Below are 17,341 nucleotides of genomic sequence, written 5' to 3'. Positions count from 1 at the left end.
AGTGTTCGCATGCATCCGTCCGGCCCGGCCCGGGGCCTGCCAGTCAACCACCGGGGGTCCCTCGCGGGCCTGCTCCCTGAGCGGGGTGAGCGCGGGATGAGCAGGGGATGAGCAGCGCTCGGACGGCCTTCACCGCGGTACCGACCCGTACAGCTCGCGTTCCTGCAGCAGTTCCGTGGCTTTCGTCAGCGCGGTGGAGAGCCTGCGCCGGTAGGTGCTGAAGGACATGGCGGCCCTGCTGGCCGCGGCCTGCTGGCTGCGCGGCCCGCCCAGGTAGGTGATCTCCAGAACGTCGCCCAGCTGCCGCTGCCCGGGGTGCGCGCGCAGTTGCGACACCGTCTCGGCCAGCACCTCGCGCAGCGCGGTCGCGTCCGCTCCGGGCGCCACCAGCCGGGTGCCCAGCAGCGCGCTCTCCCCGAGCCGCCGGGGGTCCCCCACACTGCGGTAGGCGTACTTGACGGCGTCGGCGAACTCCTGCCACGGCATGGAAGGCTCCGCCACCGCCGCGATGGGCGCCACCGCGCCCGCGGGCTCGTCGCTCAGCAGTCGGACGCGGAGCGCCGCGGCCCAGCGGTCGAACGGCGCGCAGCGCCAGTCCTGCACGAAGGGGAACACCCGCTCACCGTCCGGGCCGTCCGCGGGCGGCATCCGCTGCTGACCGTACAGGTCGAGCAGCGAGGCGAGCGCCGACTGCTCCTCGGCCGTACAGGTCCAGCTCATGGCCAGGCCGGGGGTGGTCGCCCACAGCGTGGTCAGCGCGGAACAGGCGGCCGCAGCGCTGCCGGTGCTCCACCGGGTCAGCAGCAGCCGTTCGGTGCGCCGCAGCGGCGACCGGCCCGCCGTGTACTTCAGGGCCGCACGGGCCACCGGATCGTCCGGCAGGCCGGTGGCGCCCGGCTCCAGACACGGCGCGACGAGCACGCCGACGAGTCGGTGGCCGTCCTCGGCGACGGTGAAGGCGGCCGGCTGATACTGCCACCACCGCAAGGCCAGGGCGCCGGCCGCGACGCCGTGCTCCTTCCGGATCGCGGCCACCGCCTCGTCCAGGTCCTCGGGGCGGGCGGCGCGCAGTCGGATCCGGTCGGCGCCCCGCCAGTCCACCACCTCCCGCGCCACCCGGCTCGTCCGGCCCAGATAGGCCAGCCCCGCACCGGACGCCCAGCGGTCTCCGGCGCGCTGTCCGAGCCGCTCGGCCAACTGGCCGTGCAGCCGGCCGAAGAGGGACTCGTACCTCTGCGGACCGCGCCACCTCAGATCGGCCAGCAGCGCCTCCCGCACCAACTCGTGCGGCACAAGGCCCTCGACGGTGCTGCGCACGAACGACAGGCCGCGCAGCCAGGTGCACAGCGCACGCGCCTCGGCCGGCGACACCTCCAGCGCGTGCCGTACCGACTCCTCGGTGGTGACCCGGGCCAGCGCCAGCACATGGAGGGCATCGGTCCGGGCCAGCGACGGGCTCTCGCGCAGCATCAGACGCAGTAATTCGCCTACCAGGTCGGGGCAGTCGCGCAACTCCCGCAATCGGCCCGGCTCCACGGAGCCCGTACGCAGTTCCCGCGCGTCGGCGAACAGCGCCAGCGCGAGCGGCAGTCCGTGCGCGGCGCGCACGATGCCCGGAACTTCGGCCTCGTCCACGTCCCGGTTGCGCAGCAGCAGAGCGGCCTGCGCCTCGTCCAGCCCGGCCAGCTCCACGCTGCGCAGTGCGCGCCACCACCGCGGATCGGTGCGCCACTCGGCGGACGGGGGCAGCCTGCTGCCGACGACGAGCAGCGGACGCGTGGGCATACCGGGCAGGAAGACATCGCGCAGCCACTGCTCCAGAGGGCCCAGCGACTCCGCGGAGTCGATCAGCAGTACCTGTGCGTCCTGCGGCGCGCCCTGCGCCTCCAGTGCGGCCAGGAACGCCTCCGGCGTCGGGTCCGCGTGCCGCAGATCGACACTGCGGGTGATCCGGCCGTGTGCCCGGGCCTCCTCCGCGAACCGGCGCAGCAGCGTGCTCTTGCCCACGCCCGCCATGCCGTGCAGCCAGACCACGAAGCAGCCTCGGCCGCCGCTGAGCATCAGCTCCCGCAGCAGCCGCAGTTCGGCCTCCCGGCCGGTGAAGACCTTCCTCCAGGACACCGCCAGCACGTCCCCGTGCGATTCCACCGGCAACGGTGTGGGAGACATCTGCATCCTCGTACCCGCATTCTCTTTCCCTGCGACGACAGCCGCCGTGCACCCGGGGTCGGCCGGGGCGGGGCGGTCGCTCTAGACGTGCGATCTAGTACGAGTGGTGGGTCTGCCAGTACGACCAGGCCTGGCAGGGGCTGCCGTACCTCTGGTTCATGTAGTTGACGCCCCACTTGATCTGCGTGGCCGGATTGGTCCGCCAGTCGGCGCCCACAGTCGACATCTTGGAGGCGGGGTATGCCTGGACAAGGCCATAGGCACCGGAGGTCGGGTTGACCGCGCGGTGGTTCCAGGTGGATTCGTGCTCCACGATGTTGCTGAAGCACTGGAACTGGTCCGCGCCCACGATCTGACGTGCCATCGCCTGGATCTGCGCGGTGGTGTAGGAGCTCTGTTCCGACAGTCGGGAGGCGTCGCGGGTCGCGGAGCGCGCGGCCGTCTCCCGCTCCGCCTTGCGCTTCTTGGCTTCCTGCGCGGCCTTCTGCCGGGCCGCCGCGTCCGCGGCGGCCTGCTTGCGGGCCGTCTCCTCGGCGGCCTTCCTGGCACTCGTGTCGGCGGCGACGGCCTGTGTGTCGGCCTGCTGTGCCAGGAACGCGGCCTGTACCTGGGCCTGCTGACCCGCGGGTATGCCCGCGAGGAGCATCGTGTCGCCCGTCGTCGCCTCGGCGATGCTCGCGGGCCGGCCGCCGCTGTCCGAGACCACACCGGTAACGGCGCCGACGGCGGTGACCGCCGTGGCCGAGGCGACGGCCAATCCCCGGACCGAACTCCGGTTCACGCCGGCCTCCCCGCAGCGGCGCGGCGGGCGACACGGGCCGCGACAGCGGCGCCGGGACGCCGAGCGGTCCGACCGGCCGGACGGTCCAAGTGCAGCCGGCCCATCGAGTACATCGAGTACGTCGAGTACATGAGATCCCCTCCCCATGCGAAGTGCGGTTGTCGCCTCCTTTACGCACGGGCGCGGAGCCAGGTTGCATCAGTCGGCAAGATGGCGCGCTCGCGCATCCTGGGGAGCCGCGCCCGGCGATGGTGCCCCGCCCCGACGCGCCGGCGGTTCGCTCGTCAGCGGGTGCCGGTGACCGGTTGGCGGTCGTAGCACGTGGTGTCCGGATCCGGGCTCGCAGCCTGCCAGCCCTTGATCTCGACACGCGCACCGGGCTCGATGGCGTCGTACACCCACTTCCCGTCCTCGGGTGAGAGCGCGATGGCGCCGGCGCCGGCGTTGTGGCCGATGCTTGCGAGACCGGCGGCGGGGTCCAGCGCCCACGTCAGCAGCCGTTCGTGTTGCCGACCGCGGTCGGTGAAGGTGACGACCCACTGTTTGACCTCGATGCCCGTAAGGCTGCTGAACTTGTTGGGGGGCATCGCCAGAGAGGGGTACTTGGCAGTGACCGTGACCGTCGTCTCACCGATCGGGCAGCTTTCCTGCAGCCCGCTGATGCGCAACGTCCTGCCCTCGATGGTCAGCGTGTAGGCGTCCAGGTCGATCGTCACCTGCTGTACGGGGGCCGGGGGCAGCTCGGGCGGGGACGTCGCTGGGGGTGCGGGCTGCCCGGCGGAGGAGGTGAGGGCGCCGTAGGTGACGGCGATGAGGGCCGCCGCTGCCAGCGCACCGGTGGAGAGCAGTACGCGTCGGCCGCGTCGGCGGCGTTGCACCCGGTTCCTCACCTGCGCCCCCGTGGTCGGCGCCGGGACCGCGCCGTGCGCGGCCAGGCCGCGGAGCCGGGCGGACAGCTCCGCCTCGGTCAGGAGACGCGGTGGCGGCTGGTCAGACACGGGCTTCCTCCGTCGAGTGGGTTTCCTCGCTCGCCAGGTGGGCGGCCAGTGCCGTACGGCCTCGCGACAGGCGTGCCTTGATGGTGCCGACGGCCACGCCGGTCTCGGCCGCTATCTGATCCACGGTCAGATCGCACAGATGATGCAGCACGATCGCGGTCCGCTGGGCTTCGGGCAGTCGCCGCAGAGCGGCGACCAGTGCCACATGGTCGGTGCTCGGTTCGGGCGCCGACCGTGGTGCGGACTCGCCCCGGACCAGCTCCCACCAGTGGCGTGCCCGCCGCCAACGGCTCATCGCCAGACGGCGTGCCACCGTCTGGATCCACGCCTCGGGAGCCTGGTTGCCGTTGAGGACCGACGCACGCCGGTCCCAGGCGCGGACGAACGCCTCCTGCACCACGTCCTGGGCTTCGGCGTAATCACCTGTCAGGGCATAGAGCCGGCCGACCAGACGCGGGTAGGCGGCCGTGTAGAAGAGATCGAACTCGTCCTCGGTCACCTGGTCCTGCTCTCTTCCTGCGGCGCGGGCTCGAGCCACTGCTTCCGGGCCTCGCTCCGGTCCCCGTCGCCGACGGCGAGGCCGACACAGTCGTGGGTGACGCTACCGTGCCCGGGAGCTGTGTCCGCGTGCGGGTTCTCGTGCACGGGTGGCGGCCCGCCGCACGCACCGGCGCCGGACAACCGGGCGCGTCACCAGCCGAGTTCGGGCCCGCCCGGCACCCGCCCGCCGATCGCGGCCGCGCGCCGCACCGCGCCGCACCCGGTCTCCTCGCCCTGGGGGGCCGGCAGCACGCACAGCGCCGGGAGCGGGACACGGCGCGGGCGGTGTCCGATTCGTTCAAGACGGGCGGGTCGTGCCCGCCTAGCCTGCTGTCATGACTCCTCGACTCGACCTGATCGGCATGGTGGTCTCCGACATGGCCGCCTCGCTCGCCTTCTACCGCCGCCTCGGGCTGGACATCCCGGCCGAGGCCGACGCCCTGCCGCACGTGGAGGCCGTCCTGCCCGGAGGCCTGCGGATCGCGTGGGACACGCAGGACACCATCCGCTCCTTCGACCCGTCCTGGACCGCGCCCACCGGCGACGGCCGCCGGGACCTGGCCTTCCTGTGCGACTCCCCCGCCGAGGTGGACTCGCTGTACGCCGAACTGACCGCTGCCGGGCACACGGGGCACCTGTTGCCCTGGGACGCCTTCTGGGGTCAGCGCTACGCCGTCGTCCTCGACCCGGACGGCGGCGGGGTCTCGCTGTTCGCCCCGTCGGATCCGGCCGCGTAGGCCCCCAGCGTCGTCCCGGCCAGCGCCCGCACCTCACGGGCCAGGTGCGCCTGGTCGGCGTACCCGGCGACATCGGCGACCTCGGCGAAGGGCACACCCGCCAGGGCCAGGGCCAGGGCGCGGCGCAGCCGCAGGATGCGGGCGAGCGTGCGGGGCCCGTACCCGAAGGCGTCGAGCGAGCGCCGGTGCAGCCTGCGCTCGCCGATGCCGACGGCCCGGGCGATCGCGGCCACCGCCTCGCCCGCGCCGAGCCGGGCCGTGACCTCGGCGACCAGCGGGTCGGGCGGCCCGGCCGCGGCGGCGCGGGTGCGGGCCAGCGCTTCGAGTCCCGCGCGCGCGTCCCCGTACCCCTCGACCAGGCCGGACAGCCGGCGCACCTCGCGGGCAGGCCACAGCTCGGTCGGCTCGACGCGCCGGTCCCGCAGCACGTGCGCCGGTACGCCGAGCAGTGCGGGCGCGGTGCCGGGCGCCAGCCGGATCCCGGCGAAGGCACCGCCCGGGACCTCGCCGGCCGGATGCGGCCCGGTGTCGGGTCCGGCCACCAGCAGCCGCCCGTCGGCCCACAGCAGGTCCATGCAGCCGTCGGGCAGCACCATCCGGCCGCCGCCCGCAGCGGCCCGCCACCGCACGGCCCCGGGGACGATCGCCGACGCGGCTTCCTCGTACACGCCTCCAGGTTAAGGACCCGGCCGCTCTTTCGGATCAGGCCCGGCGCGCCTCGGTGGGGCGGTCCGGCGCCGGTGGAGGATCGGGGCGTGAATCTTCCCGACGACGAACCGCCCCGCCCCGAGGGCGCACCGGCCGAGGGCGCACCGGCCGAGGGCGCACCGGCCGGCGGCCGCTACGGAGAGGCCGTGTTCCGGCCTGAGCGGGCGGGCGAGGACGAGCGCATCGACCTCGGCGCGCTCACCTACGACGATTTCACCCTGGCCCGGCTGCGGGCGCTGGGCGCCGGACCCGGCTGGCACTGTCTGGACGTGGGTGCGGGCACGGGCACGGTCTCCCGGCTCCTCCTGGAGCGGGCCGGGGTCGCGGAGGTCCTGGCCGTCGACCGGGACACGGCCTTCCTCCGGGCGCACCCGACGGCCGGGCTCACGCCCCTGGAGGCGGACATCACCGCCCTGGACTTCAGCCCGGGCCGGTTCCGGCTGGTGCACGCCCGGTTCGTCCTGATGCACCTGCGGAACTGGCCGCGGATGATCGGGAAGCTCGCCTCCCTGGTCGCCCCGGGCGGCGTCCTGGTCCTCGGCGACGCGGTCGACCTGACCACCCCCGCCGCGCCCACGACCGCGTACGACCGGGCGATGCGGGCGATGTGGCAGGGGCTGCGGGAGAGCCTGGGCACCGACGTCTCCTGGGTGCCGGACTACCCCCGGCACCTGCGGGACGCCGGTCTGCTGTCCGTGGGGGCCGAGATCCTGGTCCCGCCGCTGCTGCCGGGCAGCCCCATCAGCCGGTTCTGGGCCGATACCTGGGACCGCGCGCGCGAGCCGATGACGGCCACCGGGCTGGTCGACGACGCGGCGATCGACGCGGCCGTCCGCTACCTGGACTCGCCGGACTGCGCGGCGCTCTCCCCCGGCCTGCTCACCGCGTGGGGCGTGAAGGGCCCGGCCTAGCGCGGGCCCGGCGTCCGGAGCGGGCCGCGGCGGCCGCGTGCCCGCGTGCCCGCGTACTCAGTGCTTGCGCAGCCGGGAGTGGTAGTCCTCGGGCGGCAGGAACTTCGACCACCGCTCCGGGAACTCCGACGGCATCCCGTCGTCCTCGTCGTCCTCCGACTCGCCCTCCGCCATCGCCCGCCAGGCGGCGGCCCGCGCGATCAGCTGGGCGGCCTCCGCCTCGCGCGCCCGCTCGTTCGCCTCGCGCGCCGCCGCCGTGGCGACGGAGGGCCAGACGCGGTCGATCGCGGCGTTGACGGCGGCGCCGACCAGCACGGCGAAGGCCGAGATACCGATCCACAGCAGGACGGCCACGGGCGCGGCCAGCGATCCGTAGATCGTCGGCCCCTCCACGGTGTTGGTCAGGTAGATCCGCAGCAGGAACGAGCCCAGCACCCACATGGCGAGGGCCACCAGCGCCCCCGGCACGTCCTCGATCCACGGCGAGCGCACGGGCACGGACACGTGGTAGAGCGTGGTCAGGAAGGCGATGGACAGCAGGGTCACCGTCGGCCAGTACAGGACAGCGATCACCTCGGTGCCCCAGGGCACGAGCCGGACGACCGCGTCCGGGCCCACCACCATCAGCGGCAGCACGATCGCACCGATGAGCAGCGCGATGATGTAGAGCAGGAAGGCCAGCAGCCGGGTCTTGACGATGCCGCGCTGGCCGTCGAGGCCGTACATCACGGTGATGGTGTCGATGAAGACGTTGACCGCCCGCGATCCCGACCAGAGGGCGAAGGCGAAACCGAGCGAGATCAGGTCGGGGCGGCCGCGGCCGGTGACGTCGTCGAGGAGGGGTCGCGCGATGTCGTTGACGCCCCGGTCGGACAGGACCGTGCCGACCGCCCGCAGGATGTTCTCCTCGATACTTTCGACCGTACGGGTGTCGGTCCAGCCGTCCACGTAGCCGAGCAGACCCAGCAGGCCCAGGAAGAGCGGGGGCAGCGAGAGCAGCGTGAAGAACGCCGCCTCGGCCGCGAGCCCGAGGATCCGGTACTCGATGCACGAGTTGACGGTGTCCTTCAGCAGCAGCCAGCCCATCTTCCGCATCGAGACGTTGCGGTAGAGGGCGCGGGCCCGGTGGAGCCGTCCTGGGATCCGCTCGGGTGTTTCTTTTGCTGGCTGCACGTCCTTACGGTATCCGCATGGCAGCCACCACCCACACAGTCAGCAACCAGCCCCCGCCCCTGGTCGGCCACGACGTCTACGGCGGCGATCGGGCCCTCACGGAGGGCGTCGAGCGTCACCTCGCATCCGCCGATCCCGAACTCCTCGGCGAGGTAAGGGAGGAGCTCACCGACCTCGGGCGCGCGGCGGGTTCCGCGCAGGCTCAGGAATGGGGTGTGCAGTCGAACGAGAATCCGCCCACGCTGCGGACGCACGACCGCTACGGCAACCGGATCGACGAGGTGGACTTCCACCCGGCCTGGCACCGGCTGCTCGGGCACGCCGTGACCTCCGGGCTGACCGACGCCTGGGGGCGGCCGGCGGGGCACCTGCGCCGGGCCGCCGGGTTCTTCGTCTGGTCGCAGGCCGAGTCGGGGCACGGCTGCCCGATCTCGATGACGCACGCGGCGGTGCCGGCGCTGCGCGCCGATCCGGTGCTGGCCGCCGAATGGGAGCCGCGGCTGACCTCGCACGTGTACGAGCAGGGTCTGCGGCCGCCCGCCGAGAAGGGCGGTGTGCTCTTCGGGATGGGGATGACGGAGAAGCAGGGCGGCAGCGACGTTCGGGCGAACACGACGGCGGCGGTGCCGCTGGACGCGTCCGGCGAGTACCTGCTGACCGGGCACAAGTGGTTCTGCTCGGCGCCGATGAGCGACGGCTTCCTGGTGCTGGCGCAGGCTCCGGGAGGGCTGACGTGCTTCCTGGTGCCGCGGGTGCTGCCGGACGGGACGCGCAACGTCTTCGCGATCCAGCGGCTGAAGGACAAGCTGGGCAACAAGTCGAACGCGTCGAGCGAGGTGGAGTTCGACGGGACCTGGGCGCGGCGGGTCGGTGAGGAGGGCCGCGGGGTGCGGACCATCATCGAGATGGTCGCGGCGACCCGGCTGGACTGCGTCATCGGCTCGGCCTCGCTGATGCGGCAGGCCCTGACGCAGGCCGTGCACCACGCGGAGCACCGCTCTGCTTTCGGAGCGCCGCTCATCGACCAGCCGCTGATGCGCAACGTGCTCGCCGACCTCGCCCTGGAGTCGGAGGCCGCCACCACCTTGACCCTGCGCCTGGCGGCCGCCAACGACGCCGGCACCGAACAGGAGAAGGCCTTCCTGCGCCTCGCCGTGCCCGCCGCCAAGTACTGGGTGACCAAGCGCTGTACGCCGATGGTGGCGGAGGCCCTGGAGTGCCTGGGGGGCAACGGCTACGTAGAGGAGTCCGGGCTGCCCAGACTGCTGCGCGAATCCCCCCTCAACTCCATCTGGGAGGGCTCGGGCAATGTCCAGGCGCTGGACGTACTGCGCGCCCTGCAGCGGGAGCCGCAGGCACTGAACGCCTTCCTCCAGGAGGTCGGCCTGGCCCGGGGCGCCGACCACCGGCTGGATTCGGCCATCAAGGACCTGCTGACGGATCTCGCCGACCTGGACGGGATCGAGGCGCGGGCCCGCCGGGTGGTGGAGCGCATGGCGCTGGTGCTCCAGGGGTCCCTGCTGGTGCGGTGGGCTCCGCCGGAGGTCGCGGACGCCTTCTGCGCCTCGCGGCTGGGCGGCGACTGGGGTGCGGCCTTCGGCACGCTGCCGCACACCCTCGACCTGCGCGCGGTGGTGGAACGGGCGCGGATCACGGGCTAGGAGGGAGCCCCCGTCGGGCTCCGCAGCGGTCCCCAAACCGCTCCCGGCCGGGATCCGGACCCGCCGACCGGATCAGGGGTGGCGCCGCGCCGACTCGGCGCCACCCCTGTTCCGAAGCCCCGAGGAGGAGCCTGCACGCCGCTCTGCGGCGTCCGGACAGTTTCGGTCGACCGACCGGGACTTGGCGAGAGTTGCATACCGTTGCAACCTTTGAGTCGGCAGCCGTCCTTCGGGGCGCCGGGAGAAGCGTGGGCGCGGAGCACCGGGGGCGGCTTGCGTCGTACGTCCTGTTCGCACGGGGAGGTTCCGGTGGCCGACACCACAGGCAGCACGATCGATGTCGCTCGCATCTCGGCCATGGACGCGCGGGCGGCGGCGCGTCTGCTCAAGGGGGTGCGGGCGGCGGCGCTGGCCGGGATGCGGCCGCCGGCCGCACCGAGACCGGAGATCGCAGAGTCCTGGCGCCGGATGCTGGCCGGCGGGGTGCACCCGGACCGGGACGCGCGTTCGCGGATGCTGTCGGCCGCCGAGACCGAGGAGCGCCGGCACGTGTCGCCCCTGCGGGAGATCCTGCCGGTGCTGCGCGAGGGGCTGCTGCCCGCCCTGGACGAGGCCCTGCACATCATGGTCGTCGCGGACGCGGACGGGCGGCTGCTGTGGCGGGAGGGCCACTCCTCGATCCTGCGCAAGGCGGACCGGCTCGGCTTCGCGGTCGGGGCGGACTGGGACGAGGCCGTGGTCGGCACGAACGGGGTGGGCACCGCCCTGGTGGCCCGGCGCCCCGTGCAGGTGTTCTCGGCCGAGCACTTCGTCTCCAGCCACCACGACTGGACCTGCGCCGGGGCACCCGTACGGGACCCGCGCGACGGGCGGCTGCTGGGCGTGGTCGACGTCAGCGGGCCGCTGGCCACCATGCACCCGGCGACGCTGACGTGGGTGAGCTCCGTGGCGCGCCTCGCGGAGCGGGAGCTGCGGGTGCGGCACCTGGAGTCGCTGGAGCGGCTGCGGACGGTGGCGGCCCCGCTGCTGGCCCGGCTGCCGGGGCGGGCGCTGGCCGTGGACCCGAACGGCTGGGCCGCGGCGGTGACGGGTCTGGCCCCGGCGGAGCGGATCCCGCTGCCGAAGGCGTTCGGGCCGGGCCGGGTGTGGGTGCCGCGGCTCGGGGAGTGCGTCGTGGAGCCGCTGCCCGGCGGCTGGCTGCTGCGGGTGGCCGAGGACCGCGCGAGTAAGGCGGTGTCGCGGATCGTGCTGGACCTCAGCCGGGCGCGGTGCTGGTCGGCGACGGTGTACGGGGCGTCCGGGAGCTGGTCGCAGGAGCTGAGCCCGCGCCACGCGGAGCTGCTGTTCCTGCTGGCGCAGAGCCCGCGCGGGCACTCGGCGGCGGAGCTGGCCGCGGAGCTGTTCGGGGACCCGACGCGGACGGTGACGGTCCGCGCGGAGCTGTCCCGCGTACGCCGCCACCTCGCCGGGGTCCTCGCGCACCGGCCGTACCGCTTCGCGGAGGACGTGGAGGTGGAACTGATCCGGCCCCGGGACCCGGCGTCGCTGCTCCCGCACTCCACGGCCCCGGCGGTGATCCGGGCCCGCCTGGGCCGGACGGAGCCCGGCATGATTCCCTGAGCTGCATGAGCACCATCACACTCACCACCTGGTCGCTGGAGATGAACTCCGCGCAGGACCTCGTCGCGGCGGCTCCGGCGGGCCCGGAGATCTCCATCGTGCGGGCGGAGGTCCCCTCCCCCGAGTTCAGCCGTTTCCTGTACGCGTCGGTGGGCGGTGACATCCACTGGACGGACCGGCTGTCCCTGACCCGCGCGCAGTGGGTCGAGCAGCTGGAGCGTCCGGGCGTGGAGACCTGGGTGGCGTACGACCGGGGCACGCCGGCGGGGTACGTGGAGCTGGACCCGCAGGACGACGGCGTGGTGGAGATCATGTACTTCGGTCTCCTGCCGGACTTCCGCGGGCGCCGCATCGGAGGGCACCTGCTGTCGGTGGGCGTGGCCCGCGCCTGGTCCCTCGCGGAGCGGTGGCCCGACCGGGAGCCGACCCGTCGGGTGTGGGTGCACACGTGCAGCCAGGACGGACCGACGGCGATGAGCAACTACGAGCGGCGCGGCTTCAAGGTCTTCAGGACGGAGACGGAGTCCCGGCAGGAGTCCCCCACCCCGGGCCCCTGGCCGGGCGCCCACTCCTAGGCCGTCTCTTTCGCATCGTGCCGGGACTCGGTGGGAGCCTGCCGCCGCCGGCCCGCGGCCGCGCTGTCGGCCCCGGGCCGGCGCCGGGCGCTGCGGGTCCCCGGTCGGGCCCGCGAGCCGAACCCTGTGCTTCGCCCGTCCGGCGTGGCGGCGGGCCGGTCGGGGGCGGGCCCGCGCATGCTGGAGCTCCGTCGAGCGCAGGCGAGGGTCATGACTGCCGCACAGCCACCGGAGCCGGACCCGGCGCCGAACCCGGACGCCCCGCAGGATCCCTCGGACGCTCCCACCCGTCCTCGCCCGCGCATGGCCCGGTGGCTGGCGGCGTCCCACCGCTGGCAGACGCTCATCGCGGCCGTCGTCACGGCCATGGCCGCGCTCGTCGCGGTGCTCCTCTCGCAGTCGGGATCCGGCGGCCGGGACCCGGCACCCGATCCGACCCTGAGCTCGGCGCTCGACCCGTCGATGGGCCGCAGGACGGACACCGTGGTCACCACCCACCTCACCCGGCAGTACGCCGATCCGGCGACGCCGCCCTCCGGCGTCGCCGTCTACTTCGAGGGCACGGTCAGCGGGCTCGGGCCCGGGTCGACCGTGTACGCGATGGTCCGGCGGGGCGACGAGCGGTCGAACTGGCCGAGCGCCCTCGCCGACGTCGACCGGGGCAGGGGGACCTGGAAGGCCCTCGTACATGTCCCGCGGCCCCGCCTCCCGCTCGAGATGTCGGCCGGAGCGATCACCTCGGCGCCCCCGAAGCAGGAGAGGCCCGCCTCCTCTCCGCCGACGGACTCCCCGGCTCCCCCGCTGGAGCGGCTCCGGCAGGACGGCCCCGACGCCGTCGGCATCGAGACATCGACGCCCTTCCGCCCGGTCGCTCCACCGGAGCCCGGGCAGCAGCCCGGGCAACCCGGACGGCCGCGGACGTAAAGTGGACGAACCAACCGGAGGCAGGCCCTCCCGACTGGGTGACCCCCGTCACGTCGTCCCACCATTCGGGACGAGTTCGTCCGGATCGTGGACAGTAGTGGACTCCTCCAATCGGCACATGACACGCTTCCGCCATGAATGGAGCTGGAATTGCCTTGGTGAGTCGGCGGCACGTCGACCTCGGCCGCATGTCCAGCGCCATCTGTCCGGCGCGCTGACGGAACCAGCCACGCCGCGCATCGCCGTCGTCCCCGCCGCCGCGGACGCGCCGATCACCCGCTAGCCCCCTGAGGCCGATTCCGCCCTGCCCGCCGGCAACCCCGGCGCGGAGCGGCAATCAGCCGCATCCGCTCGGAGTCGCCGAGCCCGCAGGGGAGCGCTGCCGCCTCCCCCTGCCCTTGCCTCGAGCCGCCGAAGAAGGACGTACCGCCATGGCCGCCACCCCCGAAACGCCCGCAGCCGCACCCGCAGCCGCCGCGCGCCGCAAGACCGGCCGTCACCGCGGTGAGGGCCAGTGGGCCGTCGGACACCACACCCCCCTCAACGGCAACGAGCAGTTCAAGAAGGACGACGACGGTCTCAACGTGCGGACACGCATTGAGACGATCTACTCCAAGCGCGGCTTCGACTCGATCGACCCCAACGACCTGCGCGGCCGGATGCGCTGGTGGGGCCTGTACACCCAGCGCAAGCCCGGGATCGACGGCGGCAAGACCGCGATCCTGGAGCCGGAGGAGCTGGACGACGAGTACTTCATGCTGCGCGTCCGCATCGACGGCGGCCGGCTGACCACCGAGCAGCTCCGTGTGATCGGCGAGATCTCCGAGGAGTTCGCGCGCGGCACCGCGGACCTCACCGACCGCCAGAACGTGCAGTACCACTGGATCCGGATCGAGGACGTCCCGGAGATCTGGCGCCGGCTGGAGGCCGTGGGCCTGTCCACCACCGAGGCCTGCGGTGACACGCCCCGCGTCATCCTCGGTTCGCCCGTCGCCGGCATCGCCCTGGACGAGATCATCGACGGCACGCCCGCCATCGACGAGATCTACCGCCGCATCGTGGGCAACAAGGACTTCTCCAACCTGCCCCGCAAGTTCAAGTCCGCGATCTCCGGCTCGCCGCTGCTCGACGTGGCGCACGAGATCAACGACATCGCCTTCGTGGGCGTGAACCACCCCGAGCACGGCCCCGGCTTCGACGTCTGGGTCGGCGGCGGTCTCTCCACCAACCCCAAGCTCGGTGTGCGCCTGGGCACCTGGGTCTCGCTCGACGAGGTCCCGGACGTCTACGAGGGCGTCATCTCGATCTTCCGCGACTACGGCTACCGCCGGCTGCGCAACCGCGCCCGCCTGAAGTTCCTCGTCGCCGACTGGGGCCCGGCCAAGTTCCGCCAGGTCCTGGAGGACGAGTACCTGGAGCGCAAGCTCACCGACGGCCCCGCCCCCGCGCAGCCGAGCGGCCAGTGGCGCGACCACGTGGGCGTCCACCAGCAGCAGGACGGCAAGTTCTACGTCGGCTTCGCGCCCCGCGTGGGCCGCGTGGACGGCGCCACCCTCACCAAGATCGCGGACGTGGCCGCGCAGCACGGCTCCGGCCGGCTGCGCACCACCGCCGAGCAGAAGATGATCGTGCTCGACATCGAGGCCGACCGGGTCGACTCGGTCGTCGAGGCGCTGGAGTCGCTGGACCTGCGGGTCAAGCCGTCCCCGTTCCGCCGCGGCACGATGGCCTGCACCGGCATCGAGTTCTGCAAGCTGGCGATCGTCGAGACCAAAGCGCGCGGCGCCTCGCTGATCGACGAGCTGGAACGCCGCCTGCCGGACTTCGCCGAGCCGCTCACCATCAACATCAACGGCTGCCCGAACGCCTGCGCCCGTATCCAGGTGGCGGACATCGGTCTCAAGGGTCAGCTGGTCCTGGACGACGACGGCAACCAGGTGGAGGGCTACCAGGTCCACCTGGGCGGCGCCCTCGGCCTGGAGGCCGGCTTCGGCCGCAAGGTCCGCGGCCTCAAGGTCACCTCGGCCGGTCTGCCCGACTACGTCGAGCGGGTCGTCAAGCACTACGAGGAGCAGCGCGAGGACGGCGAGCGGTTCGCGGCGTGGGTGGCCCGCGCGGACGAGAAGAGTCTCTCGTGAGCGAGCGCGCCGCACCGTTCTACTGCCCGTACTGCGGCGACGAGGACCTGTTTCCCAATGAGACGGGCCACGGCGCGTGGGAATGCAGGGCCTGCAACCGGGCCTTCCAGCTGAAGTACCTCGGGCTGCTGGCCCGGGGTGTCCAGTCGGATTCAGCGGGAGGGGACGGGATATGACCACCACTCAAGACGTGCGTCTCACGGCCGGGGAACTCAAGGAGCTGGCCGAGCGGGCGGGCCGGGACCTGGAGGACGCCTCCGCCTCGGAGATCCTGAGCTGGGCGGCCGAGACCTTCGGCAAGCGGTTCGCCGTGACCTCCTCCATGGAGGACGCGGTCGTCGCGCACCTGGCCTCGCGGGTCTTCCCCGGTGTGGACGTGGTCTTCCTCGACACGGGCTACCACTTCGAGGAGACCATCGGCACCCGTGACGCGGTGGAGGCCGTGATGGACGTCAACGTCATCACGCTGACCCCGCGTCAGAGCGTCGCCGAGCAGGACGCCGAGTACGGCGCGAAGCTGCACGACCGCGACCCCGACCTGTGCTGTGCGCTGCGCAAGGTCAAGCCGCTGGAGGAGGGCCTGACCGCGTACACCGCGTGGGCGACCGGCCTGCGCCGCGACGAGTCCCCGACCCGGGCGAACACCCCGGTGGTCGGCTGGGACGAGAAGCGGCAGAAGGTCAAGGTGTCGCCGATCGCGCGCTGGACCCAGGACGACGTGGACGCGTACGTCGCCGAGCACGGTGTGCTCACCAACCCGCTGCTGATGGACGGGTACGCCTCCGTCGGCTGCGCCCCGTGCACCCGGCGCGTCGCCGAGGGCGAGGACGCGCGGGCCGGCCGGTGGGCCGGGCGGGGCAAGACCGAGTGCGGACTGCACGGCTGATGACGGACAGCACAGAACCTACGGAGACGAACCAGATGAGCGTGAGCGACCAGGGCGCCACCGTGTGGCTGACCGGGCTGCCGAGCGCGGGCAAGACCACCATCGCCTACGCGCTGGCCGAGCGGCTGCGCACCGAGGGCCACCGCGTGGAGGTGCTCGACGGGGACGAGATCCGCGAGTTCCTCTCCGCCGGCCTGGGTTTCACCCGCGAGGACCGGCACACCAACGTGCAGCGGATCGGTTTCGTCGCCGAGCTCCTCGCGAGCAACGGCGTCAAGGCGCTGGTGCCGGTGATCGCGCCGTTCGCGGACAGCCGTGAGGCCGTCCGCAAGCGGCACGCCGCCGAAGCCACCCCGTACCTGGAGGTCCACGTGGCCACCCCGGTCGAGGTCTGCTCCGAGCGCGACGTGAAGGGCCTGTACGCCAAGCAGGCGGCGGGCGAGATCTCCGGTCTGACCGGGGTCGACGACCCGTACGAGGCACCGGAGTCCCCGGACCTCCGTATCGAGTCGCACACGCAGACCGTGCAGGAGTCGGCCTCGGCCCTGCACGCGCTGCTCACCGAGAGGGGTCTGGCATGACCACGGCCGCACACCTGCACACCGATTCCGGCTCCGACGCCCCGTACGCGCTGTCGCACCTCGACGCGCTGGAGTCCGAGGCCGTGCACATCTTCCGCGAGGTGGCGGGCGAGTTCGAGAAGCCGGTGATCCTCTTCTCCGGCGGCAAGGACTCCATCGTCATGCTGCACCTGGCGCTGAAGGCGTTCGCGCCGGCGCCGGTGCCCTTCACGCTGCTGCACGTCGACACGGGCCACAACTTCCCCGAGGTGCTGGAGTACCGCGACCGCACGGTCGAGAAGCACGGCCTGCGCCTGCACGTGGCCTCCGTGCAGGAGTACATCGACGCGGGCAAGCTGCGCGAGCGCCCCGACGGCACCCGCAACCCGCTGCAGACCGTGCCGCTGACCGAGGCGATCCAGAGCCTGAAGTTCGACGCCGTCTTCGGCGGCGGCCGCCGCGACGAGGAGAAGGCCCGCGCCAAGGAGCGGGTGTTCAGCCTCCGCGACGAGTTCTCGCAGTGGGACCCGCGCCGCCAGCGCCCCGAGCTGTGGCAGCTCTACAACGGCCGCCACGCCCCCGGCGAGCACGTGCGCGTCTTCCCGCTCTCGAACTGGACCGAGCTGGACGTCTGGCAGTACATCGCCCGCGAGGGCATCGAGCTGCCGGAGATCTACTTCGCCCACGAGCGCGAGGTGTTCCTGCGGGGCGGCATGTGGCTGACGGCCGGCGAGTGGGGCGGCCCGAAGGACAGCGAGACGCCCGAGACGCGGCTCATCCGCTACCGCACCGTCGGCGACATGTCCTGCACCGGCGCCGTCGACTCGGACGCCGTCTCGCTGGACGCCGTGATCGCCGAGATCGCCGTCTCCCGCCTCACCGAGCGGGGTGCGACCCGCGCCGACGACAAGATGTCCGAGGCCGCGATGGAAGACCGCAAGCGCGAAGGGTACTTCTAGA

The 17,341-nt window shown here is 73.0% G+C and carries 18 protein-coding genes; 12 read left to right on the top strand and 6 right to left on the bottom strand.

Annotation, left to right across the window (positions count from 1 at the left end):
• Window positions 1–129: 129 nt before the first annotated feature.
• From ACIQZO_RS31785 to ACIQZO_RS31770, 4 genes are all read right to left on the bottom strand, one after another.
• Window positions 130–2,169: an AAA family ATPase gene (locus ACIQZO_RS31785; protein WP_403632806.1), complete on the bottom strand. Its 2,040-nt coding sequence runs from the start codon at window positions 2,167–2,169 to the stop codon at window positions 130–132.
• A 94-nt stretch (window positions 2,170–2,263) separates the two neighbouring features.
• Entirely contained in the window at window positions 2,264–2,950 is a 687-nt protein-coding gene (locus tag ACIQZO_RS31780) for a transglycosylase SLT domain-containing protein (RefSeq protein WP_403632803.1), read from the bottom strand.
• 284 nt (window positions 2,951–3,234) lie between these two features.
• Complete coding sequence (locus ACIQZO_RS31775) at window positions 3,235–3,948, bottom strand: L,D-transpeptidase (protein WP_403632800.1); 714 nt, start codon at window positions 3,946–3,948, stop codon at window positions 3,235–3,237.
• Window positions 3,941–4,447, bottom strand: coding sequence for a SigE family RNA polymerase sigma factor (locus tag ACIQZO_RS31770; protein ID WP_403632797.1), 507 nt, complete (start codon window positions 4,445–4,447; stop codon window positions 3,941–3,943). The genes ACIQZO_RS31775 and ACIQZO_RS31770 overlap by 8 nt, the downstream gene beginning before the upstream one ends.
• 376 nt (window positions 4,448–4,823) lie before the next feature.
• Here ACIQZO_RS31770 and ACIQZO_RS31765 point away from each other — a divergent pair, with 376 nt between their 5' ends.
• The gene (locus ACIQZO_RS31765; RefSeq protein ID WP_403632794.1) at window positions 4,824–5,225 is read left to right on the top strand and encodes a VOC family protein; all 402 of its coding nucleotides are present in this window, start codon (window positions 4,824–4,826) and stop codon (window positions 5,223–5,225) included.
• On the opposite strand, the gene ACIQZO_RS31760 is transcribed toward ACIQZO_RS31765, so the two are convergent.
• Complete coding sequence (locus tag ACIQZO_RS31760) at window positions 5,156–5,893, bottom strand: helix-turn-helix domain-containing protein (RefSeq protein WP_403632791.1); 738 nt, start codon at window positions 5,891–5,893, stop codon at window positions 5,156–5,158. The two genes, ACIQZO_RS31765 and ACIQZO_RS31760, sit on opposite strands and share 70 nt — an antisense overlap.
• A 186-nt stretch (window positions 5,894–6,079) precedes the next feature.
• On the opposite strand from ACIQZO_RS31760, the gene ACIQZO_RS31755 reads away from it, so the two are divergent.
• Window positions 6,080–6,844: a class I SAM-dependent methyltransferase gene (locus ACIQZO_RS31755; protein ID WP_403632916.1), complete on the top strand. Its 765-nt coding sequence runs from the start codon at window positions 6,080–6,082 to the stop codon at window positions 6,842–6,844.
• Window positions 6,845–6,901: 57 nt separating this feature from the next.
• Here ACIQZO_RS31755 and ACIQZO_RS31750 read toward each other — a convergent pair whose 3' ends face one another.
• Window positions 6,902–8,017: a YihY/virulence factor BrkB family protein gene (locus ACIQZO_RS31750; RefSeq protein WP_403632789.1), complete on the bottom strand. Its 1,116-nt coding sequence runs from the start codon at window positions 8,015–8,017 to the stop codon at window positions 6,902–6,904.
• 17 nt (window positions 8,018–8,034) lie between these two features.
• On the opposite strand from ACIQZO_RS31750, the gene ACIQZO_RS31745 reads away from it, so the two are divergent.
• From ACIQZO_RS31745 to cysD, 10 genes are all read left to right on the top strand, one after another.
• Window positions 8,035–9,678, top strand: coding sequence for an acyl-CoA dehydrogenase family protein (locus ACIQZO_RS31745; protein WP_403632786.1), 1,644 nt, complete (start codon window positions 8,035–8,037; stop codon window positions 9,676–9,678).
• A gap of 357 nt (window positions 9,679–10,035) precedes the next feature.
• Complete coding sequence (locus ACIQZO_RS31740) at window positions 10,036–11,298, top strand: GAF domain-containing protein (protein ID WP_403632913.1); 1,263 nt, start codon at window positions 10,036–10,038, stop codon at window positions 11,296–11,298.
• 5 nt (window positions 11,299–11,303) lie between these two features.
• Window positions 11,304–11,873 carry a GNAT family N-acetyltransferase gene (locus ACIQZO_RS31735; RefSeq protein ID WP_403632783.1) on the top strand — a complete coding sequence of 190 codons (570 nt, stop codon included), beginning with the start codon at window positions 11,304–11,306 and terminating at the stop codon, window positions 11,871–11,873.
• A gap of 210 nt (window positions 11,874–12,083) precedes the next feature.
• Window positions 12,084–12,797, top strand: a complete 714-nt coding sequence (locus ACIQZO_RS31730; RefSeq protein WP_403632780.1) for a hypothetical protein — start codon at window positions 12,084–12,086, stop codon at window positions 12,795–12,797.
• A gap of 134 nt (window positions 12,798–12,931) precedes the next feature.
• The gene (locus tag ACIQZO_RS31725) at window positions 12,932–13,015 is read left to right on the top strand and encodes a putative leader peptide (protein ID WP_312847410.1); all 84 of its coding nucleotides are present in this window, start codon (window positions 12,932–12,934) and stop codon (window positions 13,013–13,015) included.
• Window positions 13,016–13,228: 213 nt separating this feature from the next.
• Window positions 13,229–14,935 (top strand): nitrite/sulfite reductase, encoded by a 1,707-nt coding sequence (locus tag ACIQZO_RS31720; protein ID WP_403632777.1) that lies wholly within the window; start codon window positions 13,229–13,231, stop codon window positions 14,933–14,935.
• A complete protein-coding gene (locus tag ACIQZO_RS31715) occupies window positions 14,932–15,111 on the top strand; it encodes a hypothetical protein (protein WP_030009617.1) in 180 nt (59 codons plus the stop codon). The genes ACIQZO_RS31720 and ACIQZO_RS31715 overlap by 4 nt, the downstream gene beginning before the upstream one ends.
• Window positions 15,108–15,821, top strand: coding sequence for a phosphoadenylyl-sulfate reductase (locus tag ACIQZO_RS31710; RefSeq protein WP_403632774.1), 714 nt, complete (start codon window positions 15,108–15,110; stop codon window positions 15,819–15,821). Before ACIQZO_RS31715 ends, ACIQZO_RS31710 begins: the two co-directional genes overlap by 4 nt.
• A 35-nt stretch (window positions 15,822–15,856) precedes the next feature.
• Window positions 15,857–16,402 (top strand): adenylyl-sulfate kinase, encoded by a 546-nt coding sequence (gene cysC / locus ACIQZO_RS31705; RefSeq protein ID WP_403632771.1) that lies wholly within the window; start codon window positions 15,857–15,859, stop codon window positions 16,400–16,402.
• Window positions 16,399–17,340 (top strand): sulfate adenylyltransferase subunit CysD, encoded by a 942-nt coding sequence (cysD, locus tag ACIQZO_RS31700; RefSeq protein WP_403632768.1) that lies wholly within the window; start codon window positions 16,399–16,401, stop codon window positions 17,338–17,340. Before cysC ends, cysD begins: the two co-directional genes overlap by 4 nt.
• The last annotated feature ends 1 nt before the right edge of the window (window position 17,341 follow it).

The organism is Streptomyces sp. NPDC097617 (assembly GCF_044761485.1).
Lineage (GTDB): Bacteria > Actinomycetota > Actinomycetes > Streptomycetales > Streptomycetaceae > Streptomyces.
The sequence above is the reverse complement of the archived record's forward strand: the minus strand, read 5'-3'. Positions and strand labels throughout refer to the sequence as shown.

Coding starts and splice junctions, on each gene's coding strand:
- cysD (WP_403632768.1), top strand. CDS start 16,399: ATGACCACGGCCGCACACCTGCACACCGATTCCGGCTCCGACGCCCCG.
- ACIQZO_RS31785 (WP_403632806.1), bottom strand. CDS start 2,169: ATGTCTCCCACACCGTTGCCGGTGGAATCGCACGGGGACGTGCTGGCG.
- ACIQZO_RS31765 (WP_403632794.1), top strand. CDS start 4,824: ATGACTCCTCGACTCGACCTGATCGGCATGGTGGTCTCCGACATGGCC.
- ACIQZO_RS31730 (WP_403632780.1), top strand. CDS start 12,084: ATGACTGCCGCACAGCCACCGGAGCCGGACCCGGCGCCGAACCCGGAC.
- ACIQZO_RS31725 (WP_312847410.1), top strand. CDS start 12,932: ATGAATGGAGCTGGAATTGCCTTGGTGAGTCGGCGGCACGTCGACCTC.
- ACIQZO_RS31710 (WP_403632774.1), top strand. CDS start 15,108: ATGACCACCACTCAAGACGTGCGTCTCACGGCCGGGGAACTCAAGGAG.
- ACIQZO_RS31745 (WP_403632786.1), top strand. CDS start 8,035: ATGGCAGCCACCACCCACACAGTCAGCAACCAGCCCCCGCCCCTGGTC.
- ACIQZO_RS31720 (WP_403632777.1), top strand. CDS start 13,229: ATGGCCGCCACCCCCGAAACGCCCGCAGCCGCACCCGCAGCCGCCGCG.
- ACIQZO_RS31735 (WP_403632783.1), top strand. CDS start 11,304: ATGAGCACCATCACACTCACCACCTGGTCGCTGGAGATGAACTCCGCG.
- ACIQZO_RS31740 (WP_403632913.1), top strand. CDS start 10,036: ATGGACGCGCGGGCGGCGGCGCGTCTGCTCAAGGGGGTGCGGGCGGCG.
- cysC (WP_403632771.1), top strand. CDS start 15,857: ATGAGCGTGAGCGACCAGGGCGCCACCGTGTGGCTGACCGGGCTGCCG.